The sequence below is a fragment of the Kitasatospora sp. McL0602 genome, from assembly GCF_052076145.1.
In the GTDB taxonomy this organism is placed as follows: Bacteria; Actinomycetota; Actinomycetes; order Streptomycetales; family Streptomycetaceae; genus Kitasatospora.
Genome location: NZ_CP197246.1, coordinates 2,555,542 through 2,580,087 on the forward strand (window position 1 = coordinate 2,555,542; position 24,546 = coordinate 2,580,087).

General features: G+C 73.7%; 17 protein-coding genes. 6 read left to right on the forward strand and 11 right to left on the reverse strand.

The window, feature by feature from the left end; all coding sequences use genetic code 11:
• Positions 1 to 34: 34 nt before the first annotated feature.
• The gene (locus ACR68M_RS11490) at positions 35 to 634 is read right to left on the reverse strand and encodes a PadR family transcriptional regulator (protein ID WP_441250354.1); all 600 of its coding nucleotides are present in this window, start codon (positions 632 to 634) and stop codon (positions 35 to 37) included.
• Positions 635 to 707: 73 nt separating this feature from the next.
• On the opposite strand from ACR68M_RS11490, the gene ACR68M_RS11495 reads away from it, so the two are divergent.
• Entirely contained in the window at positions 708 to 1,661 is a 954-nt protein-coding gene (locus ACR68M_RS11495; protein WP_441250355.1) for an endonuclease/exonuclease/phosphatase family protein, read from the forward strand.
• A gap of 4 nt (positions 1,662 to 1,665) precedes the next feature.
• On the opposite strand, the gene ACR68M_RS11500 is transcribed toward ACR68M_RS11495, so the two are convergent.
• From ACR68M_RS11500 to ACR68M_RS11515, 4 genes are all read right to left on the reverse strand, one after another.
• Complete coding sequence (locus ACR68M_RS11500) at positions 1,666 to 2,790, reverse strand: PP2C family protein-serine/threonine phosphatase (protein ID WP_441250356.1); 1,125 nt, start codon at positions 2,788 to 2,790, stop codon at positions 1,666 to 1,668.
• Positions 2,791 to 3,047: 257 nt separating this feature from the next.
• Positions 3,048 to 6,233, reverse strand: coding sequence for a UvrD-helicase domain-containing protein (locus ACR68M_RS11505; RefSeq protein ID WP_441250357.1), 3,186 nt, complete (start codon positions 6,231 to 6,233; stop codon positions 3,048 to 3,050).
• 158 nt (positions 6,234 to 6,391) lie between these two features.
• Complete coding sequence (locus ACR68M_RS11510; RefSeq protein ID WP_441250358.1) at positions 6,392 to 9,751, reverse strand: ATP-dependent helicase; 3,360 nt, start codon at positions 9,749 to 9,751, stop codon at positions 6,392 to 6,394.
• Between the two features lie 186 nt (positions 9,752 to 9,937).
• Positions 9,938 to 10,270, reverse strand: coding sequence for an MGMT family protein (locus ACR68M_RS11515; protein WP_441250359.1), 333 nt, complete (start codon positions 10,268 to 10,270; stop codon positions 9,938 to 9,940).
• A gap of 134 nt (positions 10,271 to 10,404) precedes the next feature.
• On the opposite strand from ACR68M_RS11515, the gene ACR68M_RS11520 reads away from it, so the two are divergent.
• A complete protein-coding gene (locus tag ACR68M_RS11520; protein WP_441250360.1) occupies positions 10,405 to 13,044 on the forward strand; it encodes a flippase-like domain-containing protein in 2,640 nt (879 codons plus the stop codon).
• 76 nt (positions 13,045 to 13,120) lie between these two features.
• Here ACR68M_RS11520 and moeZ read toward each other — a convergent pair whose 3' ends face one another.
• The 5 genes from moeZ to ACR68M_RS11545 form a co-directional block, all read right to left on the reverse strand.
• Entirely contained in the window at positions 13,121 to 14,299 is a 1,179-nt protein-coding gene (moeZ, locus tag ACR68M_RS11525; protein ID WP_441250361.1) for an adenylyltransferase/sulfurtransferase MoeZ, read from the reverse strand.
• A 228-nt stretch (positions 14,300 to 14,527) separates the two neighbouring features.
• Positions 14,528 to 15,487 (reverse strand): NAD-dependent epimerase/dehydratase family protein, encoded by a 960-nt coding sequence (locus ACR68M_RS11530; RefSeq protein ID WP_441250362.1) that lies wholly within the window; start codon positions 15,485 to 15,487, stop codon positions 14,528 to 14,530.
• Between the two features lie 86 nt (positions 15,488 to 15,573).
• Positions 15,574 to 16,443 carry a hypothetical protein gene (locus ACR68M_RS11535; protein ID WP_441250363.1) on the reverse strand — a complete coding sequence of 290 codons (870 nt, stop codon included), beginning with the start codon at positions 16,441 to 16,443 and terminating at the stop codon, positions 15,574 to 15,576.
• Entirely contained in the window at positions 16,443 to 18,029 is a 1,587-nt protein-coding gene (locus tag ACR68M_RS11540) for a DUF3492 domain-containing protein (RefSeq protein WP_441250364.1), read from the reverse strand. The genes ACR68M_RS11535 and ACR68M_RS11540 overlap by 1 nt, the downstream gene beginning before the upstream one ends.
• A gap of 302 nt (positions 18,030 to 18,331) precedes the next feature.
• The gene (locus ACR68M_RS11545; RefSeq protein WP_441250365.1) at positions 18,332 to 19,240 is read right to left on the reverse strand and encodes an alpha/beta fold hydrolase; all 909 of its coding nucleotides are present in this window, start codon (positions 19,238 to 19,240) and stop codon (positions 18,332 to 18,334) included.
• 255 nt (positions 19,241 to 19,495) lie between these two features.
• Between ACR68M_RS11545 and ACR68M_RS11550 the strand changes: the two genes are divergently transcribed.
• The 3 genes from ACR68M_RS11550 to ACR68M_RS11560 all read left to right on the forward strand — a co-directional run bounded on the left by ACR68M_RS11550 (position 19,496) and on the right by ACR68M_RS11560 (position 20,910).
• Positions 19,496 to 20,152, forward strand: coding sequence for a TetR/AcrR family transcriptional regulator (locus tag ACR68M_RS11550; RefSeq protein ID WP_441250366.1), 657 nt, complete (start codon positions 19,496 to 19,498; stop codon positions 20,150 to 20,152).
• 129 nt (positions 20,153 to 20,281) lie between these two features.
• A complete protein-coding gene (locus ACR68M_RS11555; protein WP_441250367.1) occupies positions 20,282 to 20,509 on the forward strand; it encodes a DUF3107 domain-containing protein in 228 nt (75 codons plus the stop codon).
• 119 nt (positions 20,510 to 20,628) lie between these two features.
• On the forward strand, positions 20,629 to 20,910 hold the full coding sequence (locus ACR68M_RS11560; protein WP_441250368.1) for a hypothetical protein: 282 nt from the start codon (positions 20,629 to 20,631) through the stop codon (positions 20,908 to 20,910).
• Between the two features lie 16 nt (positions 20,911 to 20,926).
• Here the strand turns inward: ACR68M_RS11560 and ACR68M_RS11565 are convergent, their stop codons facing one another.
• Positions 20,927 to 21,631, reverse strand: a complete 705-nt coding sequence (locus ACR68M_RS11565; RefSeq protein WP_441251583.1) for a ferritin-like fold-containing protein — start codon at positions 21,629 to 21,631, stop codon at positions 20,927 to 20,929.
• A gap of 625 nt (positions 21,632 to 22,256) precedes the next feature.
• Here ACR68M_RS11565 and ACR68M_RS11570 point away from each other — a divergent pair.
• Positions 22,257 to 24,497: a DEAD/DEAH box helicase gene (locus ACR68M_RS11570; protein ID WP_441250369.1), complete on the forward strand. Its 2,241-nt coding sequence runs from the start codon at positions 22,257 to 22,259 to the stop codon at positions 24,495 to 24,497.
• The last annotated feature ends 49 nt before the right edge of the window (positions 24,498 to 24,546 follow it).

Consider the following 24,546-nt stretch of genomic DNA (forward strand, 5'->3'; position numbering starts at 1 on the left):
GTTGCGGTTCGGGCGAACTGGTGACGTGCGCGTTCTAGAGGAGGCTGCGGCGGCGCTTGGGCTTGGCCGGGGCTTCGGTCGCCCCGGGCGGCTCGGGCGGCTCGGCGGCCCGCTGGACGAGGCGGCTCTCGCAGTGGTCGAGCCAGCGGATCTCGGCCTCGGTCTGGAAGATGAGCTGCTCCAGCACCAGCAGCCAGGCGAGGTCCTCCTGTCTGCCCGCGTCGGCGGCGATCGCCTGGCCCTTCAGCCGGGTGTAGTCCTGGAGCGCCTTCATGCTGTGCCTGCGCTGGCCCTGGACGACGCCGGTGACGTCGACCCCGGGCACGGTGACGGCCATCGCGAGCTTTATCGCCAGCTCGTCGCGCGGCGGAGTGGTCCGGAGCACCGGGCTGTCGAACCAGGAGCGCAGTTCCGTGCGTCCTGCATCGGTGACGGCGTAGTAGACGTGCCCCTCCTCGTCCTCACCGTGCGGTGCGACGAGGCCGTCCCGTTCCAGGCGGCCCAGCGTGGTGTAGACCTGGCCGACGTTCAGCGGCCAGGTGGCGCCGGTGCGGGCCTCGAATTCGGTGCGCAGCTGATAGCCGTAGCGCGGGCCCTGGTCGAGCAGGGCGAGCAGACCGTGACGGATGGACATACCGAGTATGTATACCCGGTATGTGCCCCGGACTCAAGCCACCGGTGCGCTCGCGAACCGGTACGGTCGTACGGTGACCCAGCTGCGTATCGCCACCTTCAACCTGCTGCACGGTCAACCCCTCGCCCCGGACGGCACCCCGCTGCCGCTGACCGCCGAGCCGGGAGAGCCGTTGAGCGAGGCGATCGCCGCCCTGGACGCGGACGTGCTCGCGCTCCAGGAGGTCGACCGCCACCAGGAACGCTCCGGCTTCACCGACCAGGCCGCCGTCGCCGCGAAGGCGATGGGCGCCGCGGACTGGCGGTTCGCCGCCGCCCTGCACGGCCGCCCGGCCCCGCTGGCCGGCTGGCTGACCGACCCGGCCCGGCCGGGCCTGACGGTCTACGGCCCGTCCGAGGTCGGCACCGCCACCGAACTCCCCTCGTACGGCACCGCGTTGCTGACCCGGCTGCCGGTGCACCACTGGCGCGCCCGCCGGTTCGCCCCCGCGCCGTTCGGGCTGCCGCTGCGGGTCGCCGGGCGGCGCGGCCTCACTCCCGTGCCGGACGAGCCCCGGGCGGCGCTCGCCGCCGTACTCCAGGGCGAGCGCGGGCAGTTCACCGTCGTCGCGACGCACCTGTCGTTCGTGCCGGGCTGGAACATGGCGCAGCTCGCCGCGATCCGCCGGTGGGTCGCGGATCTGCCGAGGCCCTGCCTGGTGCTCGGCGACTTCAACCTGATCGGCGCGGTGCCGCGCACCGTGCTCGGCAGCACCGGCGCCCGCGACCGCGTCCGGGACGCCCGCGCCGCACGGCAGGCCCGCATCCTCCAGCCCGGCCCCCGGCGGCGGCGCGTCCGCGAGCCTCGCCCGCGCCTGCACGGCTGGTACGACCTGGCGAAGACCCCGACCTACCCCTCCCACCGCCCGGCGGTCCAGTTCGACCACGTCCTGGCGATGGGCGTCCCCCGAAGCTCGGTCGGCTCCGCCGAGGCCCCCCGGACCGGCGTTTCGGACCACCGGCCCCTGGTCGTACAGGTCTCGCTCTGACCTGCTAGCCGGCTGCGTGAAGTTCCGCCGCCAGCTGCCCGGCCTGGTGCGGGAGAGGGTGCGGCTCGTACTGGAGGAGGAGCATCGCGGCGTCGTCGCCGAGGGTGCGGCCGACGTGGCGGACGACGTCCTCGTGGAGGCGGTGGAGGACTTCGACGGGGCCGCCGGTGGCGCAGTGCGGGAGGCGTTCGGCGAGGGGGTAGAAGGTGCCCTGGCGGTTGCGGGCCTCGATCACGCCGTCGGTGAAGAGGAGGACGCGGTCGCCGGGCCGGATGGCGATCCGCTGGACGGGCGGGTGGACGTCGGCCGGGTCGAGGACGCCGAGCGGCGGGACGGTCTCGGCCAGCTCCAGGGCGCGGACGGGCTCCCCGGCCCGGAGCAGCAGCGGTGCGGGGTGGCCGCAGTTCACGATCTCGGCGGCGCCGTCGGGGCCGACGCCGATCAGGACGAGGGTGACGAACTCCTCCTCCACGCCCGGGTGGTCGTTCTCGTGCAGGGCCCGGTCGAGGCTGACGGCCAGCCAGCCGGCCACCTTCTCCAGGGCCGGCTCCTGGTGCGCGGCCTCGCGGAAGGCGCCGAGCACGGCGGCCGCCGTCTCGACGGCGTTGAGCCCCTTGCCCCGGACGTCGCCGACCACCGCCCGGACGCCGTGCCGGGTGTTGACGATCTCGTACAGGTCACCGCCGATCGACGCGTGCGCGGCGGCGGCGGCGTAGTGGACGGCGGCCCGCACGCTGCCGACCCGGTCGGGGACGGAGCGCAGCAGCACCCGGCGGGCGATCTCGGCCACCACCTGCGCGTCGGCGAGCGCCCGCTCCTGGCGCAGCCGCAGGGTGACGCTGACCCAGCCGATCCCGGCGACCAGGGCGATCGCGAAGACGGTGGCACTGTGCACGGACTCGCCCAGCACGTCGTCGTAGAAGGCCATCAGGAAGGCCGCGGCCTCGGTGCAGAGCCCGATCAGCAGCGGGTACCAGGTACGCCGGCTGACCACGGCGGCCAGCGCGGGGACGGCGGTGAGGGCCGGTTCGACCGTCACTTCGGTGTTGCTGAGGTAGTCGAGGGAGACCACCAGCAGCATGCCGATGTACGGCAGCGCTAGGGCGGTCCTGGGCCAGGTGCCGGTCACGGCGCCTGGTACGGCTCCCGGGGTCGGCCCCCCGAGCCGCGCTCTGATCCATCCGGTCGCACTCAACTTCGGTCTCTCCAGCAGAAGGTGGCCGGTGCCAGGGGACACCTGCGGTGATGACTGAGGGTTAGGGACTACGGGCCTCGCTGGCGGCCGGAGTACGGGGGTGACCGGTTACCGACCCCACAATAGGCGCGAAAAGTGCACTGTGCACAGGTTTCGCACGATGCTGTGACGACTTGGATGCTCTCAGTGACTCATTCTTCACTATTCCCGATCAGGAGCCCGGTCAACTCTTTCCGGCCAGGAAGTCCTGACGGAGTTTCGACCCGGCCGCTGCGCACGTAGAGGAAGGAAGCCGTGACCTGCTCCAGCGGCACGCCCGCCTGCTCGGCCCAGGCCAGGCGGTAGACGGCCAGTTGCAGCGCGTCCGCCGTCTCCTCGCGGTGGGTCTTCCAGTCGACCACCTCGTAACGCACCGAATCCGGTGACCCTGAGCCACCGTCACGCTCCCGGTACACCGCATCGATCCGGCCGCGCACCACCCGCCCCCCGAGCATCAGCTGGAACGGCGCCTCGACCCGGTGCGGCCGCCGCCCCGCGTACGGGCTGCGCAGGAAAGCCTCCTTCAGCCGCTCGAGATCGCGCTCGTCCTCGACGCCGTCGTCGTCCACGCCCGGCAGGGCGCCCGGCTCGATCAGCATCAGCGGCTCGATCTGCGCCTGCACCCAGGCGTGGAAGCGGGTGCCCCGGCGGGCGGCGGGCTGCGGGGGGCGCGGCATCGGGCGGGCCAGCTCCCGGGCGAAGCCGTCCGGGTCGGCCGCGACCCGCAGGAGTTGGGTGGCGGAGAGCGAGGGCGGCAGCGGCACCTCGCGGACGGCGCGCCGGGAGCGGGCCAACTCGCCGAGCAGGGCGGTCAGATCACGGTCCCAGGAGGCGACCTGCCGCTCGTCCTCGGGGGCCAGCCGCTCCGGCTCGGGGGCCGGCTCGCCCGCCAGCCGACGGTGCACCACCTCGGCGACGCGGCGCCGGGCGGTCTGCGCGGCCGGGTCAAGCGGCAGCGGCCAGGGCGTCTCTACGGACGTCGAGAGGGCGGGGTTCTCGGCGTCCGGCAGCGGCGGCTCGGCCCAGTGCTCGACCTCGCCGCAGCCCGGCAGCTCGCAGTGCGCGCGCAACTCGTCCAGGAAGGCGGACGGGCCGCGGCGGCGCTTCTGGCTCGGCCCCCACCAGTGCCCGGAGGCCAGCAGCAGCGAGCGGGGGCGGGTGAACGCGACGTACCCGAGCCGCAGTTCCTCCGTCTTCGAGTGCTCGGCCATCTCCTTCTTGAAGGCCGTCATCTCCTTCGGCTTCCAGGTGTCGAGATCGGGCAGCGTCGCGGCGTCACCGCGCAGGGCGTGCGGGAGCACCCGCTTGGTACTCGTCCAGCGCTCGCGGCCCTTGCTGCTCGGGAAGCCGTCCCTGACCAGGCCCGGGACGGCCACCACGTCCCACTCCAGGCCCTTGGACTTGTGCGCGGTGAGCACCTTCACGGTGTCCTCGCCGCCGGGCAGGCTGTTGTCGAGGCCGCGCTCGTACTCCTGCGCCGCGCGCAGGAAGGCCAGGAAGGCGGAGAGGCCCGGGTCGCCGTCCAGGTCGGCGAAGGAGGCGGCGACGTCCAGGAAGCTGTGCAGCGTCTCCCGGCGGCGGGCGGCCAGCGCGAGCGGGGAGGCGGAGAGCTCGACCTCCAGGCCGGTCACCGCGAGCACCCGGTGCAGCACGTCCATCAGCGGCTCGGCCAGCACCCGGCGCAGCTCCCGGATCTCCAGCGCGAGGCGGGCGAACCGCACCTTCGCCTCCGGCGAGAACGGCAGCTCGTCGGGCTGCTCCGCGTCCAGGAAGGCCTCCAGCGCGTCCGCCAGCGAGACGATCTCGGTCGGGTCGGTCGAGGCGACGGCGGCCGCCAGCGCGTCCACCCCGTCCGGGCGGGCCGTCCGGACCAGCTCGGTGGCACGGCGGCCGAGCAGGGCGAGATCGCGCGGCCCGATCCGCCAGCGCGGGCCGATCAGCAGGCGCACCAGCGCGGCATTGGCCGTCGGGTCGTGCAGCACCTCGCAGACCGAGACCAGATCCGCGACCTCCGGCAGCTGCAGCAGCCCGCCGAGCCCGACCACCTCGACCGGCACCTCCCGGGCGACCAGCGCCGCGTGGATGTCGGGGAATGCCACCCCGCCCCGGCAGAGCACGGCCACCCGGCCCGGCGCGGTGCCGGTCCGGACGAGGTGCGCGATCGAATCCGCCAGCCAGTCGATCTCCTCCGCGTGGGTAGGCAGCAGGGCGCAGCGGACGAACCCCTCCTGCTCCGCGTCCGGGGCCGGGCGCAGCGCCTCGACGCCCGCGTGCATGGCCCGCAGCGGCGCCGCGAGGTGGTTGGCGAAGGCCAGCAGACGGCCACCGCTGCGGCGGTTCTCGCTCAGCGCGTACCGGGGGGCGGGGGCGCCGCCGCTGCGCGGGAAGTGCCGGGGGAAGTCGTCCAGGTTCGCCACCGAGGCGCCGCGCCAGCCGTAGATCGCCTGGCACGGGTCACCGACGGCCGTCACCGCGTGGCCCTCGCCGAACAGCCCCGCGAGCATCAGCCGCTGGGCGACGGAGGTGTCCTGGTACTCGTCCAGCAGCACCACCCGGTACTGCGCCCGCAGCAGCGCCCCGACCTCCGGCCGCCCCTGGGCGAGCCGGGCGGAGGCGGCGATCTGGTCGCCGAAGTCCATCAGCCCCGCCGCCTGCTTGCGCCGCCGGTACTCCTCGACCAGCTCCAGCAGCTCCAGCCGGGCCCGCGAGGTCACCGGCAGGGCCCGCAGGTCGTCGTTGCTGAGCTTGGCGAGCGCGAGCTCGTCCAGCAGCGCGGTGTCGAACGCCCGCAGCCGGGCCGGCTCCACGAGGTGCTCGGCCAGCTCGCTGTCCAGCGCCGTCAGATCGGCGACCAGCCCCGAGAACGCGCCGGTCAGCGCCGGGTACGGGCCCTTCGCGGAACGCAGCACCTTCGCCGCGAGCTGGAAGCGGGTGGCGTCCGCGAGCAGCCGGGTGTCCGGCTCGATGCCGATCCGCAGGCCGTGCTCCTTGAGCAGCCGCCCGGCGAACGCGTGGTACGTCGAGATCTCCGGCTCGCCGAGCGTCTCCTCGTTCGGGTCCAGCACGCGGGCCCGCAGCAGTGCCGTCCGCACCCGCTCGGCCAGCTCCCCCGCCGCCTTGTTGGTGAACGTGAGCCCGAGCACCTCCTCCGGCCCGACCGCCCCCGACCCCACCAACCACACCACCCGGGCCGCCATCACCGTGGTCTTCCCCGACCCGGCCCCCGCCACGATCACCGCCGGCTCCATCGGCGCCCCGATCGCCTTGACCTGCTCGGGGTTGAACGGGATGCCCAACAGCTCCTTGAGCTGCTCGGGGTCGGTCAGTACGGGAGCCACAACGCCAAACCTAACCGGTCCCGCAGACATCACCTTCCTACCCAGCCGGCCGACCCAGGGGCGCGGGGAACTGCGCGAAATCGGGAGTAACGGTCCGGTGCCGTCCGGCTTCGCGCATTTCCCCGCGCCCCTGTCTGTGGCTGGCCCGCTGCGTGACGTCAGTCGATGAGCTGACGCCCGTCGCGCTGCGCCGAGCAGCTGCTGCGGAACGAGCACCGCGCGCAGCCCTCCCCCGTGGTGGGGACGAAGCGCTCGGCCAGCACCCGGCCCGCCGCGTCCGCGAGCAGGTCGGCGACCCACGGCTCGCCGTCCGGCGCCGCCTGCTGCTGCACCTTGGGCGACCCGGCGTCGCCCTTCGCGGGCTCCCGCAGGTGGACGAGTTCGGCGCCGCCGGAGCGGGCTCCGTCCTCGAAGCCGGGGAGGTCGGCCAGGGCGCCGCCCTCGACGGCCAGCTGGTAGACGGCGAGCTGCTTGTGGTCGGGCAGGGACTTGTCGGTGGGGATCTGCTTGCCGGTCTTGAAGTCGACCACGTACGCCTGCCCGGCCTCGTCCCGCTCCACCCGGTCCATCGAGCCCCGGATGCGGATCTCGATACCGCCGACGGGCAGCGTGAGGTCGAAGCCGTGCTCGGTGGCGACGGTGGTGCGGCCGCGCTCCAGGACGTGCCAGTGCAGGAAGCGTTCCAGGGCGGCCCGCGCCTGGTCCTTCTCCTGCCGGGACTTCCACGGCGCGTCGAAGGCGAGCGCGTCCCAGACGGTGTCCAGCCGCTCCATCAGGACGGCGAGATCGGCCGGGGTCCGCCCGGAGCCGACCTCGTCGGCCAGTGCGTGCACCACGTTGCCGAAGCCCTGGGCGGCCGTGGTGGTGCCCGCCGCCTTCACGTCCTTGTCCAGGAACCACTGGAGCGAGCAGCTCTCCAACTGCTCCAGCCCGCTGCCGGAGAGCCGCACGGGCACCCCCGTCTCCCGCAGCGGGTCGGGCGCCTCGGTGCGGTCCGTCAGCCCCCACCAGCGGTCGGGGTGGGCGGCCGGGACGAGCGGGGCGCCGTCCTCGTCCAGTGCCCCGGCCAGCTGAGCCAGCCGCTCGGCGGCAGCCCGCCGCAGCTCCGGGCTGCGGCCCGGGTCGACGGTGACGGCCCGCAGCTCGGCGACCAGCGCGGCCACCGCGAGCGGGCGGCGCGGCCGCTGGGTGACGTCCTCGACGGTGACCTGCGGCGTACGGCTGCGGACCTTGCCGGTACGGGGGTCGATCTCCTCGCGGTAGAGCTCGCGCAGGAAGCGGGACGGCTCGTCACCGTCCTCGGCCGGGGCCTTCACCGCCGTGACGATCAGCCGGTCCTTGGCCCGCGTCGCGGCGGTGTAGAACAGCCGCCGCTCCTCGCCGAGCAGCGCCGCCGGGGAGAGCGGCTCGGCGAGCCCGTCCCGGCCGATCCGGTCCGCCTCCAGCAGCGAGCCACGGCGGCGCAGGTCCGGCCAGAGGCCGTCCTGCACCCCGGCGACCACGACGACCCGCCACTCCAGCCCCTTCGAGCGGTGGGCGGTCATCAGCCGGACGGCCTCCGGGCGGACGGCCCGCACGGTGAGGGTGTCGGCGGCGATGTCCTGCGCCTCCAGCTCCGCGAGGAAGTCCAGCGCGCTCCGGTGGCCGGCCAGCTGCTCCTCCGCCCGCGCGGCGGTCTCGAACAGCGCGCAGAGCGCGTCCAGGTCCCGGTCGGCGTTGCGCCCGGCCGTCCCGCCGCGAAGGGCGGCGCGCTCCAGCCGCTCCCGCCACCGGCGGCTGCCGTCCCACAGCTCCCAGAGCGCCTCCTCGGCACCGCCGCCGCCCGCGAGCAGCTCCCGCACCTTCCGCAGCAGCATCCCGAGATCCCGGGCCCGCCGGGCGGGCGTGCCGTCCATCGCGACCAGCTGCTCGGGCTCTGCCAACGCTTCTCGGATCAACTCATCCGCAGCACGCACAGTTGCCGACTGCGGCGCCGTCTCTTCCTCCCCCAGCCTTCGGCCGGGGGTGCCCCCTCCGCGCAGTTCCTCGCGCCCCTGGAGGTGCAACTGCACCTCGCGGCGAAGCGTTCTACGTTCTTCCTCGCGGAGCGCTCGCCCGAGCCGCCGCAGGTCGGAGCCGTCGAGGCCGCCGAGGGGGCCGGTGAGGAGGGTGCGTGCGAGCTCGGCCGTGCAGGCCTCGACCGGTTCGGCGCAGATGCGGAGGGCGAGCAGCAGGGGGGCGACGCCGGGCTCCTCGCGGAGGGGGAGGTCGTCGCCGTCGATCTCCAGCGGGACGCCGGCCGCGCCGAGGGCGCGGCGGACGCCGGGGATCGAGCGGGCGCCGGCGCGGACCAGGACGGCCATCTCGCCCCAGGGGACGCCGTCCTCCAGGTGGGCGCGGCGGAGCAGGTCGGCGATGCTGTCGAGTTCGGCGCCGGGGGTGGGGTAGGTGTAGACCTCGGCCCGGCCGCCCTCGCGGGCGGGCAGCAGGGCCCGGTGCTGGGCGAGCTTGTCGGCGGGCAGCCGGCCCATCGGCATCCGGCGGGCCAGCTCCCGGGTGGCGGCGAGCAGCACGGCGCCGGAGCGCCGGGCGACCCGCAGCACCTTGACCTCCGCCGGGCTGCCGTCGGCCGTCGGGAAGGCGTGCGGGAAGTCGAGGATGCCGTTGATGTCGGCGCCGCGGAAGGCGTAGATCGACTGGTCGGGGTCGCCGACGGCGACGAGGTCGCGGCCACCGCCCGCGATCGCCCGCAGCAGGCGGACCTGGGACGGGTCGGTGTCCTGGTACTCGTCGACGAAGACGACCTCGTACCGCTCGCGCAGGGCGGCGCCGATCTCGGCGCGTTCGGCGAGCAGCACCGCGCGGTGCACCAGCTCGGCGTAGTCGAGCACGCCGCGCAGATCGAGGACGTCGAGGTACTCGGCGAGGAAGTGCGCGGCGGCGGCCCAGTCCGGGCGCTGGACGCCCTCGGCGAACCGGCTCAGCTCGGCCTCGCCGAGGCCGAGCTCGCGGCTGCGGGCCAGCACGGCGCGGACCTCGTCGGCGAAGCCCCGGGTGGTGAGGCAGGCCCGCAGGTCGAGCGGCCAGCGGATCCGGCCGATGCCGTCGCGGGCGTCCTCGGCGCCCCCGGCGAGCAGCTCGCGGACCATCACGTCCTGCTCGGGGCCGGAGAGCAGCCGCAGCGGTTCGGCGTACGCCTCGGGGGTCTGGTGGGCGCGCAGCAGGGCGTAGCAGAAGGAGTGGAAGGTGGTGGCCTGCGGCGGGGCCCCGGTGCTGCCGAGCCGGGCGGTCATCCGGTCGCGCAGCTCCATCGCGGCCTTGCGGCTGAAGGTCAGCACGAGGACCCGCTCCGGGTCGGTGCCGCGCTCGATCCGCCGGACGACGGACTCGACCAGCGTGGTGGTCTTGCCCGTACCTGGGCCCGCGAGCACCAGCAGCGGCCCGCCCGCGTGCTCGGCCACCGCCTGCTGGTACGCGTCCAGCACGGGCGGTTCGGGCTGCGCGAGGGGGCTGCGCACCAGACGGAAGGGGGAACTCAACGACGTCCTCGGGATCGGGGCGGAGCGTCCGCCAAGCACCGAGCCTACGATCCTGCCGCGCCCGAGCCCGCATCGCACCCGACTCCGGGCAGCAGGGGGCGCGCCCGCCTGCGGGTGCGCCCGACGGCACGCGTGGGAGTGCTGCGGGCGGTGCAGATACCGGGGGTGCTACTTGTACCGGCGGTGCTACTTGCCGTCCCAGCGGGCCTGGCGGAGATCGACCCGGGGTTCGCCCGCGACCGTCCGCAGCGGGGTGCCCTCCACCCGGTAGTTGGCGAGCGCCCGGTCCTCGTGGCCGGGCAGCGGCCGGCCGTCGGCGCGGATCACCCGCCACCACGGCACGGCGGCGCCGTACAGCGCCATGACCCGCCCGACCTGCCGGGGGCCGCCGTGGCCGAGGTACTCGGCGACGTCGCCGTAGGTCATCACCCGGCCCACCGGGATGCGCTCGGTGAGGTCGAGCACCGATTCGACGTAGGGCGGCGGGGTCTCGCCTGTACTGTCCGTCATCTGCGGCATTGTTCCTCATCCGGTCGATCCGAGGGCGCCGTGCGGGGGATTCGCCGCGCCCGATACGCCCCCTGTCCAGCGCAGGCGCCCGGAGCATGCCACCATCTTCGGGGCGGTGAGTGGTGATACGAGGACAAGACCAGATGACCGGGACGGCAGACGTGGACGCGGACGAGGGCTCACAGGCCCCCCTCGGCGACCCGTCCGAGGGCCCTGACCAGGTCGATCCGGCCGACGCGGAGCACCCGGAACCGCACGAGGAGGCGGAGCACCAGGGACCGCACGAGGGGGAGTACGTGCCACCGACCGGCGACGACCTCGCCGTGGACGAACCGCTGCTCGCGGCCCGCGCGCACCGGCCCTCGGACCTGATCCGGCTGCTGGCCGGGCTGCTCGGCATCATCGCGCTGTTCCTGGTCGCCAGGTTCGCGGTCTCCACGACCTCGGGCCTGGAGAACGACATCTCCACCAACGCCCACCGCATCCCCGGTGTGCTGAGCACCGTCGCCGCGCTGGTCTCCAGCGTCGCGGTGCTCGCGGTGCCGCTGGCCTTCGCGGTCGAGCGGTTGATAAAGCGTGACGGGCTGCGGGTCGCCGACGGCGTGCTCGCCTCGGTGCTGGCGTACGGCGTCTCGCTCGGCGTCGACTGGTGGGTCGCGGCGGGCGCGCCCTCGGCGATCCGGGAGGCGCTGACGCAGCTCCCGCCGGACGGCGGGCAGACGCTGACCGACCCGGTGCACGGCTATCTCGCCCCGGTGATCGCGTACATGACAGCCGTCGGCATGTCGAGCCGTCCGCGCTGGCGGGTCGCCCTCTGGGTGGTGGTCATCCTCAGCGGGATGACCGAGCTGGTCAGCGGCTACACGACGCTGCTCTCACTGATCCTCACCGTGCTGATCGGCTGGTCGGTGGCGTACGGCACGCTGTACGCGATCGGCTCGCCGAACATCCGGCCGACCGGCAACCATCTGATGATCGGCCTGCGGAAGGTCGGCTTCTCCCCCGCCGGCGCCCACCGCGCGCCCGACGCCCCCGGCGGCACCCGCCGCTACTACGTCGAGCAGCAGGACGGCCCACCGCTCGACGTCCACATCATCGACCGCGAGCAGCAGGCCTCCGGCTTCTTCTACCGCGCCTGGCGCCGCCTGCGGCTGCGCTCCGTCGCCGTCCGCCGCAGCCCACAGTCGCTGCGGCAGGCGCTGGAGCAGGAGGCACTGATCGCGTACGCGGCCGCCGCCTCCGGGGCCCGCGCCCCGCAGCTGGTCGCCACCTCCGAGCTCGGGCCGGACGCCGCCATCCTGGTCTACGAGCAGGTGCCCGGCCGCACCCTCGACGAACTGCCGGAGGAGGAGATCACCGACCAGGTGATGGCCTCGCTCTGGGAGTCCGTCGGCAGGCTGCACGAGCGGCGGATCGCCCACCGGCGGCTCACCGGCGAATCCCTGCTGGTCGTCGACGACGTGACGGGTTGCCTGGTCAACCTCTCAGGCGGCGACATCGCGGCGGGCGACCTGACCCTGCGGATCGACATCGCCCAGCTGCTCACCACCTTCGCGCTGCGGATCGGCCCCGAGCGGGCCGTCGCCACGGCCAACGCCGTGCTCGGCGCCGACCGCGTGGCCGCCTCGCTGCCGCTGCTCCAGCCGGTCGGACTGAGCCGGCAGACCAGGATCGACCTCTCCCGGCTGGGCAAGGAGCGCAAGGCCGCCGCGCAGGCCCTGGCCCTGGAGCAGGTCGCCTCGGGCGAGCGCACCCAGCAGCAGGCGGAGGAGGACATCGCGACCGCCGGGGAGGACCTGCTGAGCCGCATCCGCGGGCAGATCCTGCAGATCGCCCCGGAGGCTCCGCTGGAGCCGGCGAAGCTGGAGCGGCTTCGGCCGAAGGCGCTGATCATGGTGATCGCGCTGGCCTTCGCCGCCTACCTGGCACTGACCACGATCAAACCGGCCCAGCTCAGGCTCTCCCACATGAACTGGGCCTGGGCCGCCGCCGCACTGGCCGCCGCCGCGCTGACGTACATCGCCGCGTCGATGAGCCTGACCGGCTTCGTGCCCGAGCGGCTGCCCTTCCGGCGGACGGTGGCCGCGCAGGTCGCCGGCTCGTTCGTGAAGCTGGTCGCGCCCGCCGCGATCGGCGGCATCGCGCTCAACACCCGCTACCTCCAGAAGGCGGGCATCCGCTCCGGCCAGGCGGTCGCCAGCGTCGGCGCCTCGCAGCTGGCCGGGCTCGCCGGGCACCTGCTGCTGCTGTTCGGCTTCGGCCTGATCACCGGCAGCCAGACCAGCGGTGATCTCGGCGCCTCCCGGGCGGTGATCATCGGGGTGCTGACCGCCGCCGTGATGGCGCTGGTCGTGGCCGCCGTCGGCCCGCTGCGGCGCTTCGTCGTGACGCGGGTGCGCTCGCTCTTCTTCGGCGTCGTGCCCCGGATGCTCGATCTGATGCAGACCCCGCGCAAGCTGGTCACCGGCTTCGGCGGGATCATCCTGCTGACGCTGAGCTTCACCGCCTGCCTGGACGCCTCGATCCAGGCCTTCGGCGGCTCGATGAGCTTCTCGGCCGTCGCGGTGGTCTTCCTGACCGCCAACGCGGCTGGCTCCGCCATCCCCACCCCCGGCGGCATCGGCCCGGTCGAGCTCGCCCTGGTCGGCGCCCTGACCTTCTCCGGCCTGCCGCCGACCGTCGCCACCCCGGCCGTCTTCCTCTACCGGGCGCTCACCTTCTGGCTGCCGGTGATCCCGGGCTGGATCTCGTACAACATGCTGCAGCGCCGGGGCGCGCTGTAGGACCGGCAGATGCGTGAGGGGCCGGTCGCCACCCTGGCGACCGGCCCCTCACGCATCAACGGCCCAGCTCGTACGGCTAGTAGATCGGCTTGTGCGGCTCGATCTGGTTGACCCAGCCGACCACGCCGCCGCCCAGGTGGACGGCGTCGGAGAAGCCCGCCGCCTTGAGGACGGCCAGCACCTCGGCCGAGCGCACGCCGGTCTTGCAGTGCAGCACGATCTTCTTGTCCTGCGGCATCCGCTCCAGCGCGTTGCCCATCAGGAACTGGTCCTTCGGGATGAGCACGGCGCCCGGGATGTTGACGATCTCGTACTCGTTCGGCTCGCGGACGTCGATGAGGAAGATGTCCTCGTCCTCGTCCATCCACGCCTTGAGCTGCTTCGAGGTGATCGTCGAGCCCGCGGCGGCCGCCTGGGCCTCCTCGGAGACGACGCCGCAGAAGGCCTCGTAGTCGATCAGCTCGGTGACGGTCGGGTTCTCGCCGCAGAGCGCGCAGTTCGGGTCCTTGCGGACCTTGACCTGGCGGTACGTCATCTCCAGCGCGTCGTAGATCATCAGCCGGCCGACCAGCGGCTCGCCGACACCGGCCAGCAGCTTGATCGCCTCGGTCACCTGGATCGACCCGATGGACGCGCACAGCACGCCCAGCACGCCACCCTCGGCGCAGGACGGCACCATGCCCGCCGGCGGCGCCTCGGGGTAGAGGCAGCGGTAGCACGGGCCGTGCTCGGCCCAGAAGACGCTCGCCTGGCCGTCGAAGCGGTAGATCGAGCCCCAGACGTACGGCTTGCCGAGCAGCACCGCGGCGTCGTTCACCAGGTAACGGGTGGCGAAGTTGTCCGTGCCGTCGACGATCAGGTCGTAGCCGGAGAAGATCTCCATCACGTTGGAGTTGTCGAGGCGCTCCTCGTGCAGCACCACGTCGACGTACGGGTTGATCTCCTTGACCGAGTCCCGCGCCGACTCGGCCTTGGAACGGCCGATGTCCGAGTGGCCGTGGATGATCTGACGCTGCAGGTTGGACTCGTCGACGACGTCGAACTCGACGATGCCGAGCGTGCCCACACCGGCGGCGGCCAGGTACATCAGGGCCGGCGAGCCGAGGCCGCCGGCGCCGACGCACAGCACCTTGGCGTTCTTCAGCCGCTTCTGCCCGGCCATCCCGACGTCGGGGATGATCAGGTGGCGTGAGTACCGGCGGACCTCGTCGATGGTGAGCTCGGCGGCCGGCTCGACCAGGGGTGGCAGCGACACGGGGACTCCGATGGTCGTCAGTCAGGTGGTCATCAGATCGGAAGATCTAGCAAGAGCTTCGATTCAGCTAAGCCAACAGTGTCACTCGGCCTCGCTATTCCGAGACAGCATGTCCGAATGCCAAGACACCTGGCGTCGGATGCTGGGATTCTGACGAAGAACGTCGGCCACCTGGGCAAACCCCTGGTAGAGCGGCTGCGCGGGGCCGGACACCCCGTCGGGCCGGAGTCAGACCCGGCAGGCCGTTTCGAGCCAGATGTCCCCGAGCGACTCCTCCAACGGCACCTGTGTCCGCCATCCGAGACGGTCCCGAGCGGTCCTGACGTCCGCCTGCCGCCACTGCACGGGCTCCACCACGGCCCGCGGCTCCAGCGGCCGGTGCGCGTCCGGGCCCGGCGGCCCCGGGTGCGGCGACTGGCTGGGCAGCAGCACCTGACGGGCATCCTCGCTGATGGTGCCCTCGAAGCCGGAGGCGCGGACGAGCAGCTGAGCCGCATCCCGGGCCCGGACGGCGTGGCCGCTGCCGACGTTGATCAACCCGGTCGCGGCCGAGACCGCCGCCGCCTGGATCGCCCGCGCCACGTCCCGTACGTCGACGAAATCCCGGTATCCGGACAGGTCCGGCATCCGCACCACCTTCTCGCCCTGCTCCAGCGCCCGCCGCAGCCCCTCCGCCAGCCGCCCGAACAGCGAGGCCGTCGGCGAACCGGGCCCCACCACGTCGAAGACCCGCAGCACCGCCGCGTCCAACCCCGAGGTCAGCACCAGCTCCGTCCCGGCCAGCTTCGACACCCCGTACGGCCCGACCGGCCTCGGCTCGGCCGTCTCCGGGATCGGCACCCCCGCCGGCATCGGCCCGTACTCGGCCGCCGACCCGACGTGCACCAGCCGGGCCGGCTCCCGGCTGCGCCGGATCGCCTCGCAGACCGTCGCGACGGCCAGCGTGTTCGCCTTGATCAGCGAGCGGGACGTCCCGTATGTGACCCCGGCGCAGTTGATCACCACCTGGGGGGCCGCCGCGTCCAGGAACCTGGCCAGCGCCCCCGGGCTGCCCGCCGTCAGGTCGAAGCGGATGTCGGCCGAGTCGCGTCGGCCGAGCACCGTGACCGTCAGATCCTGATCGGCCAGCAGCCGGTCGGCGACCCGACGGCCGATGAAGCCGTCGGCACCCAGTAGCAGCACCCTCATCGCGGGTGTCCTTCCAGTCGGTGAAGTGAAGTCGGGGTCGGGGAGTAAGTCGGGGAGCGCGTCGGGGAGCGCGCGTCGGGCAGTGTTCAGCCGCAGTTCTCGGGCCGCCCGAGCAGCGCCCAGACGTACGGGAGCAGTAGTGCGGCGACCGCGCCGCAGGCGAGCAGCCCGGCAGTGGGAGAGGCCGACACGGCGAAGCCCGCCCCGGCCGGTACGAGCGCGGCGAACGCGACGGCGGGGCGGATCCGGGACAGCGTCACGGTCAGCAGCTGCAGCAGCGCGAGGGCCGCGAGCGTGCCCCACTGCACCGGCGTCGCCCCCACCGCCGCCTGGCGCAGCGGCCCTCCCGGGCCGGGGGCGGCGAGCACGGCCAGCGCGGCGAAGCCGATCAGCAGCACCACCGCGAGCTGGAGCAGTACCGCCACCGGCAGCACCGGCCGCATCCCAGCCCGGAACTCCGCCAGAGTCACCGCCGACCCGAGATGCCCCCGAGCCGCATGCCGCAGCCACCCCGCCACCCCCTCGGCCAACCCCACCCCGGCCAACCCAGCCACCCCGACCCCCGGCTTCGCCACGATCAGGGGAACGGCCAGCAGAGCTGCGAGGACGCGAAGCGTCCAGGGGCGCGAGGAACTGCTCATCAACTGCGTGCGCGAAACGGAGGGCACCGTCGCGATCACCGCTCCGCTACGGCTCCTGGTCACGCGGAGGCGCTTGAGCGAGCGGGGCTCCCGTTGCTCCGAGGCAATGCCCACGCAGCGTGGGACGCGGGCGTAGAGCTCCTCCGCGAGGCTGAAGACGTCCGCGTGGCGGTAGGCGGCGGCCTCCGCCGGGCCGAAGCCGGAGTCCTCGAGTGCGGCGGCGATCTCCAGGGGGTCGACGGCCTGTTCGCAGAGGGCCCGGTGGCGGGCCATGAGCTCGCGTACGGGGTCGGCGGGTTCAGGGGGGCGGGCCATCAGACTGCCTCCGCCAACGCTCCTGGCTCGGGGGCGGCGTCCGAGGCAGCGTCGGGGGCGGCGGTGGGCCGGGCTCCGGCGATCCAGTACTCGGCGGGCCGGGCGAAGGGCCGGACGGGATCGCCCTCCGAGCCGTCACCGGCCGGGAAGGCGGGCCAGTGCGAGACCAGCTCCAGGTAGATCTCGCGGAAGGCGGTGACCACCGGTTCCACGGCGAAACGCTCCTGCGCACGCAGGCGGCCGGCCAGGCCGAGCCGGGCCCGCCGCTCCTCGTCCCGCAGCAGCGCCAGGCAGGCTCCGGCCAGCGGCTGCGGGCTGCGCGGCGGCACCAGCAGCCCGGTGGGCCCGACCACCTCGCGGGCGACGCCGACCTCGGTGGTGACCACCGCCCGCCCGCTCAGCATGGCGTCCGCCAGCAGCCGGGGGCTGCGCTGGGTGAGTGCGGAGAAGACCAGCACGCTGCCCGCCTCCCAGGCAGCCGCGGTCGACGCGGGCCGCCCGTCGAAGCTGACGGCCGTGCCGAGGCCGAGCCGCTCGGCGATCGCCCGGCAGTGCGCGAGGTAGCCGGGCACCCCCTCCTCGCCGTACATCCGCAGCCGGGCCTCGGGCGCCTCGGCCCGGATGCGGGCGAAGGCGTGCAGCATCAGCTCGGGGTCGCGGCCGGGCTCCAGTGCGCCCGCCCAGACCAGGGTGGGCAGCTCCGGTTCGGGCCCGGCGGGCTTGCGGCCGACGGCCTCGGTGCCCTCGTGCACCACCCGGGTACGGGCCGGGTCGGCCCCGCAGCGCTGCTGCCACCGCTGGTCGTAGCTGCTGCCGGGGGTGAGCACGGCGGCCTGCCGGTAGGTCTCCTCGGTGAGCAGCCGGAAGAAGGCGAGCAGCAGGGCCCGGACGGGCCAGCGGTACGGCGCGGTGCGGTAGCTGCGGTACTGCTCGCGCAGGTGGAGGCCGTGCTCGGTGACGACGAACGGCACCCCGTGCAGGTGCTTGGCGACGAGGGCGGGCAGGGCGGCCGGGCCGCCGCCGACGACGTGGCAGAGGTCGACGGCGCCGAGGCGGCCCTCCTCGATGCCGTACCAGGGGGCGGCGAGCGGGCGCAGGCACTGCTCCAGCAGGTCACCGGCGACGAGCACGTCCCGGACCAGCGGCTGCCCGGCGGCGGTGTCCGCGCCGGGGGCGCGCCACTCGCGCTCGAGGATGCGCCGGGCGTGCCCGGAGGCGAGGAAGGCGGGCAGGGCGCCGTCCTGCCGGGCGAGCGCCGCGAGCTGGTACAGCCCGGTGGCGAAGGAGCCGCGCTCGCCGGGCAGCACGAGTGCCCGGACGAAGGCCCGGTACGCGCGGCCGTACCGGCGCCGGGCCGGGGCGGACGGGCCCCGGCCGGCGGGTCGCCGCCCCCACATCGGCAGCTCGTGCACGGCGGGCGACCGGCCCGGAGTGCGCTCAGCCTCGGGCTCGGGCTGGGCGTCGGTGGCGAGCAGGTGCACCTGGAACTCGTGCTCGGAGAGCCCTTCCACCAGGCGCCTGCACCAGCCCTCACCGGCACGCTGTGCGTACGGGTGGGCGCCCTCGGTGATCAGAGCAATGCGCACGACGACCTCCAGAGCAGAGCGGTTTCGATGACGCCGGCACTCAGAAGGAGGGCCACGGGCCCGCCGCCGCTCCCCACGGCCACGGCAACCCGGGACGTACGCTCGACGCCCCTGTGCAGCCGCCCCCAGGACGCTCGACGGCTGCCTCTCCCCCACACCTGTTCGGTCCGACACCACGAAGGTAGAGCGCGGGCCCACCCACCCATCGGTCACGTGCCTGGTTGCCACCTGATCGAGTGAACCCGCGTTACCTCACGCTCCGGCCCGCGTTCGGCCACCTGCCGGCGGCCCCGCGAGGCGCCTCAGCTGCGCGCCAGCAGCTCCCTCGCCGCGCGGGCGACCTGCTCCGGGTGCTCCATCATCGCGACGTGCCCCGAGTCGGGGAGCACCAGCAGCCGGGCGTCGGCGAACGCGCCGCAGGCCCGCCGGGCGGAGCGGTACGAGACGAGCTTGTCCTTGAGGCCGTAGACCAGCAGCACCGGCACCCGCACCTGCTCGGCCTGTCGCCAGAGCGACTGCTCGCCGCGCTGGGTGTAGGCCGAGACGATGCCGCGCGCACTGCCGACCAGTGCCTGGAGCGCGTGCGGCAGCTGCGCCCGGCGGCGGTACTCGGCGACCGCGCGAGCCCGCCGCTCGGCCGGTACGCCCGGGGCGTCGCCGTACACCAGCCGGAGCAGGCGGTCGGTCGCCTGCTCCGCGTCCGGGGCACTGCGCTGGGCGCGCTGGAGCAGCGCGGGCATGCCGGGGACGGCGAGCAGGCCGGTCGGCCAGGCGGTGCGCTGCGGCGGCAGCTCGGGCAGGGCGGGGGAGATCAACGTCAGGCTGCGCACCAGGTCGGGGCGGAGCGCGGCGAGCCGGACGGCCACCGCGCCGCCGAGCGAGTTGCCGAAGACGTGCACCGGGCCCCGGCCGGAGGCCTCCAGGTACCCGATCACCGCGCGGACGTGCCCGGACAGCGAGAGGTCGCCGTCCAGCGGGGGCTCCGACCAGCCGAAGCCTGGCAGGTCGACGGCCTCGCCCGAGACCACGTCGGCGAGCTCGGCCATCAGCTCCGTCCAGTTGTCCGTCGATCCGCCGAGCCCGTGCACGAAGAGCGCCGGGGGCAGCTGATCGCTCCCGGCGGGCGGCCCGGTCACGGCCAGCACGGCTCCGGGGACGGCGACGGTACGGGGAGGCTCGGCCGGGGCCGTCACCTGCTGCTCAGTACTCATGGAGCACGATGGTAATGAGGAGCCCTCGCGCCGCCGCTGCCCCCGGAGGGTCTCGTACTGCACGGTCTCAACCCCTGGACGGCACAGGTCAGGCCCGTATTGTGGGCTCCCGACAAGGGTGTCTCGCGGTTTTCTCGGCTTCGACCGGCACAGATCCAGTTACTGAAAAGTAGAATCGACCACCTTGCCAGCTATGCACGGCACACCGTCCAATCCGTGGGCGCGCTGCCGCAGACCGTGAAGTGAGGAGCGCCCGTGACGGCCATCCAGGAGGCGCAGGAGCGCCCGCGCGGTGCCCGCCTGCCGCGAAGCGCCCGCCGGGAACAACTGCTCGGGGCCGCGCAGGAGGTGTTCGTCGCCCAGGGCTACCACGCTGCGGCCATGGACGACATCGCCGACCGCGCCGGCGTCAGCAAGCCCGTGCTCTACCAGCACTTCCCCGGCAAACTGGAGCTCTACCTCGCGCTGCTCGACAAGCACTGCGACGCCCTCGTCGACGCGGTCCGCAACGCGCTCTCGGCGACCGCCGACAACAAGATGCGCGTCGCGGCGACGATGGACGCGTACTTCAACTACGTCTCCAGCGAGTCCGGTGCCTTCCGCCTGGTCTTCGAGTCCGACCTGACGAACGAGCCCGCCGTCCGCGAGCGGGTCGAACGGGCCTCGGACGCCAGCGCCACACTGGTCAGCAAGGTCATCGCCGAGGACACCGACCTCCCCGAGCACGAGTCCAAGCTGCTGGCCGCCGGTGTCTGCGGGATGGCCCAGATCACCGCCCGCTACTGGCTCTCGCAGGGTCTGGAGATCCCGCGCGACGAGGCCGTGCGGCTGGTCGCGAGCCTGGCCTGGCGCGGTCTGAAGGGCTTCCCGATGCACCCGGTCGACCAGCTGCCGGAGGGCACCGCCGAGTAGCCGATCAGCGGAGCTTCGCCTCCGGGCGAAGCTGGTGCTCTAAGGTGAAGCCGTACGGCGCAAGGTCCACGAACAGCAGTTCGGAGGCTTCTGCGCATGGATGCCTGCAACCCCGGAGGGACGGAAGCCGTGGAGGTCAAGATCGGCGTGCAGCACGCGCCTCGAGAGATCGTTCTCGACAGCACGCAGACTGCCGAAGAGATCGAGAGCGCGGTCGCCAAGGCACTGGAGGGCACCGCGAAGCTCTTCACGCTGACCGACGAGCACGGCCGCCGCGTCATCGTCCCGGCCGAGCGCCTGGCGTACGTGGAGATCGGCGAGCCCAGCGTGCGCAAGGTGGGCTTCGGCACCCTCTGATGCACCCGTCCAGTGCCCCGGCCCCCGCACCAGGGGGCCGGGGCACTGGCGTATCCACCGGCGTATCCGGGTGACAGCTGGGTAAGGGCTCCGCAAGGGACCACCCAGGGAGGCAGCCCGTGTACGTCGAGTCGACCGTGTTCGCCCTCATCGGCCTCGCCGTGGGCATCGGCGCCGTGGTGCTGCTGCCCGGCTGGTATCCGGGCCCGCGCAGTCTGACCCTCACCACCGGCGTGGTCGCCGCCCTGCTCGGCGGCGTGATCTCCCGCTACGCCCTGGACGGGCGCCTGCCCGGCCTGTCACTTGCCCTGGCGGCGATCGGCTCGGCGCTGCTGGTCTCCGTACTGGCCCGCCCTGACCTCGCCGAGCCCCGCCCCCGAGGCCGCCACCGGCACGCCTAGACCTGCTGAAGCCTGACTAGGACGCGAGCCCGAGGACGGCCATCCGCTTGGTGTGGGCCTCGGTGATCCGGTTGAACATCTTGCCGACCTCGACCAGGTCGAAGCCCTGCACCTGGGCCCCGCCGACCAGCAGGTTGGAGAGGGCGTCGCGCTCGGCGACGACCCGCTGCGCCTGGCTGAGCGCCTCGCCCATCAGCCGTCGGCCCCAGAGCGCCAGCCGGCCGCCGACCCGGGGGTCCTCCTTGATCGCCTGCCGCAGGCGGTCGACGGCGAACTGGGCGTGCCCGGTGTCGGACATCACCCGCAGCACCAGCTCCCGGGTGTCGTCGTCCAGCCGGACGGCCACCTCGCGGTAGAAGTCGGTGGCGATCGCGTCGCCGACGTACGCCTTGACCAGGCCCTCCAGCCAGTCCGAGGGCGCCGTCATCCGGTGGAAGGACTCCAGCGGCTCGACGAAGGGCGTCATCACCTCGGTCGGGTCCGCGCCGACCTCGGCGAGCCGGTCGTGCAGCAGCTGGTAGTGCTGGAACTCGGCCGAGGCCATCCGGGCCAGCGCCGCCTTGTCGGGCAGGCCGGGGGCGAGCTTGGCGTCCTCCGCGAGCCGCTCGAAGGCGCTCAGCTCGCCGTACGCGAGGGCACCGAGCAGGTCCAGCACCGCCGCCCGGTAGCCCGGGTCGGCCGCACAGCTCGTCCACGCACCGAGCGAGGTGCCGCCTGCCATCGAGGTCCCGTCCTGCTGAGTCTCCATGGCTCGCCACCCTAGACCCTCGCGCCCGGCGCGCCCGTGTGCGCCGACGGCCACGGACGGAGTAAGACGCGTCACGTGTTCGAGTCGCCGCCTGACTGTATGGTGGTAGGGAGGCCCGATGTACCCAGGCAGCACGTGAGTGCTCCGTACGGACACCGGCCTCATGTACGCGGATGCCCGGTCGGAGACCCGATCGGCTCCGACCTCGGCTTGGACCTCAAGCCTTGGCACCGCATCAGTGGCCGAGCGAGGGTCGCCGCGGACCGCGCCGCTCGGCGAAGGTCCCGCGCATGGCCCCGCAGGGAATCCTCCCCCACGCCGCCGCACGACGAGCCTTCTGACAGGCCGTCCGTGACGGGCAGGCCGCAGGGGCCGGCGCGGTTGTGCGACCAGCAACTGCGACAGGGCCGGAAGGCCCGTACGCAGCCGCAGGCTGCCCGCCGCCCTCTCGCTCTCGGCCCCACCACATGGAAGAGGCAGCACCCTGTCCACCACCGCTGAACCCACCAAGACCACCTTCCGAGAGCTCGGGATCCTCCCGGAGACCGCCGAGGCCCTGGAGGCCGTCGGCATCGTCCACCCCTTCCCGATCCAGGAGATGACGCTGCCGGTCGCGATGACCGGTCACGACGTCATCGGCCAGGCCAAGACCGGCACCGGCAAGACCCTCGGCTTCGGCCTCCCGCTGATCGAGCGTGCGATCGTCCGCGCGGACGTCGACGCCGGCCGCGCCACCGAGGACCAGCTCAGCGACAGCCCGCAGGCGCTGATCGTCGTCCCGACCCGCGAGCTGTGCACCCAGGTCACCAACGACCTCCAGACGGCCGGCAAGGTCCGCAACGTCCGCGTTCTCGCGATCTACGGCGGCCGCGCGTACGAGCCGCAGGTCGAGGCGCTCAAGAAGGGCGTCGACATCATCGTCGGCACCCCGGGCCGTCTGCTCGACCTCGCCGGGCAGCGCAAGCTCGACCTGTCGAAGGTCCGCGCGCTCGTCCTCGACGAGGCCGACGAGATGCTCGACCTGGGCTTCCTGCCCGACGTCGAGAAGATCATCACCATGCTGCCCGCCAAGCGGCAGACCCTGCTGTTCTCGGCCACCATGCCGGGCCAGGTCATCAGCCTCGCCCGCCGCTACATGAGCCAGCCGACGCACATCCGTGCCGCCGCGCCGGACGACACCGGCCACACCGTGGCCAACACCACCCAGCACATCTTCCGGGCGCACTCGCTCGACAAGGTGGAGATGGTCTCGCGCATCCTGCAGGCCGAGGGCCGCGGGCTGGCGATGGTCTTCTGCCGCACCAAGCGCACCGCCGCCAACGTCTCCGACGAGCTGACCCAGCGTGGCTTCGCCGCCGGGGCCGTGCACGGAGACCTCGGCCAGGGCGCCCGCGAGCAGGCCCTGCGCGCCTTCCGTGCGGGCAAGGTCGACGTGCTGGTCTGCACCGACGTCGCGGCCCGTGGCATCGACGTCGAGGGCGTCACGCACGTCATCAACTACCAGTGCCCCGAGGACGAGAAGACCTACCTCCACCGGATCGGCCGCACCGGCCGCGCCGGGGCCTCCGGCACCGCCGTGACGCTCGTCGACTGGGACGACATCCCGCGCTGGCAGCTGATCAACAAGGCGCTGGACCTCAACTTCAACGCGCCGGAGGAGACCTACTCCACCTCGGCGCACCTGTACGAGCTGCTGAAGATCGCCCCGGGCACCAAGGGCATCCTGCCGCGCTCCGAGCGCACCCGCGCCGGGCTCGGCGCGGAGGCCGTCGAGGACCTGGGCGAGACCGGCGGGCGCGGTTCGCGCTCCGGCGGTGCCGGTGGGCGCGGCGACCGTGGCGGCCGTGGCGAGCGCGGCGGTGAGCGCGGCGGCGAGCGCAGCGGCGAGCGCGGCGGCCGTGGCGGTTCCGCCCCGGCGGCGGCGCCGGCTGCGGAGCAGCCCGCCGAGCGCGCGGCCCGGCAGCCGCGTGAGCGTCGCCGGACGCGGGGCGGCGCGGGCTCCGCTGCCGCCGCCGTCGTCGAGACGTCGGCCGTGGTGGGCATCCCCGCCGAGGCTCCGGCCGAGGGCGACGCACCGCGTCGCCGTCGCCGCCGCTCCCGTGGCAACGCCGCCCCCGCGGCCGTGGTGACCGAGACCGCCGTGGTCGAGGCTCCCGTGGTCGAGGCGCCGGTCGCGGTCGTCGAGGCCCCCGTGGTCGAGGCACCGGTCGTCGAGGCACCGGTCGTCGAGGCACCGGTCGTCGAGGCCCCCGCCAAGGCTCCGGCCAAGCGGACCCGCACCCGCAAGGCCGCAGTGGCTTCCCCGGCCGCCGAGGCGGTCGCGGTCGTCGAGGCCGTCGAGCCGGCCGTGGTGGCCGAGGTGGTCGAGGCGCCGGTCAAGAAGGCGACCCGCACCCGCAAGACCGCTGCCAAGAAGACCGCAGCCGTCGAGCCGGTCGCGGTCGTCGAGGTGGCCGTGGTGGCCGAGGTGGTCGAGGCGCCGGTCAAGAAGGCGACCCGCACCCGCAAGACCGCCGTCAAGAAGACCGCAGTCGCTGAGGCGGTCGCGGTTGTCGAGGCCGTCGAGCCGGTCGAGGTGGCCGAGGCCCCCAAGGCCCCGGCGAAGAAGACCGCCGCCCGCAAGACCGCTGCCAAGAAGACCGCAGCCGTCAAGGCGGTCGAGGTCGTCGAGGTCGCGGCGGAGGCTCCCGAGGCACCCGCCGCGCCGGCCAAGAAGGCGACCCGCACCCGCAAGGCCGCCGCAACCGCTCCGGCGGAGGCTCCGGCCGAGGGTGAGGCCCCGAAGCGCCGCACCCGTGCCCGCCGTCCGGCCGCCACCGAGGCGACGCCGGAGAGCTGACCGAGCGGTCCATCACGGACGGGCGGGCCGGATCGATACGATCCGACCC

Excerpts from the sequence above, each read along its gene's own strand:
- ACR68M_RS11545 (WP_441250365.1), bottom strand. The coding sequence starts at position 19,240 with ATGAGTACTGAGCAGCAGGTGACGGCCCCGGCCGAGCCTCCCCGTACC.
- ACR68M_RS11570 (WP_441250369.1), top strand. The coding sequence starts at position 22,257 with ATGACGCTGCCGGTCGCGATGACCGGTCACGACGTCATCGGCCAGGCC.
- ACR68M_RS11565 (WP_441251583.1), bottom strand. The coding sequence starts at position 21,631 with ATGGCAGGCGGCACCTCGCTCGGTGCGTGGACGAGCTGTGCGGCCGAC.
- ACR68M_RS11515 (WP_441250359.1), bottom strand. The coding sequence starts at position 10,270 with ATGCCGCAGATGACGGACAGTACAGGCGAGACCCCGCCGCCCTACGTC.
- ACR68M_RS11490 (WP_441250354.1), bottom strand. The coding sequence starts at position 634 with ATGTCCATCCGTCACGGTCTGCTCGCCCTGCTCGACCAGGGCCCGCGC.
- ACR68M_RS11535 (WP_441250363.1), bottom strand. The coding sequence starts at position 16,443 with ATGGCCCGCCCCCCTGAACCCGCCGACCCCGTACGCGAGCTCATGGCC.
- ACR68M_RS11520 (WP_441250360.1), top strand. The coding sequence starts at position 10,405 with ATGACCGGGACGGCAGACGTGGACGCGGACGAGGGCTCACAGGCCCCC.
- ACR68M_RS11530 (WP_441250362.1), bottom strand. The coding sequence starts at position 15,487 with ATGAGGGTGCTGCTACTGGGTGCCGACGGCTTCATCGGCCGTCGGGTC.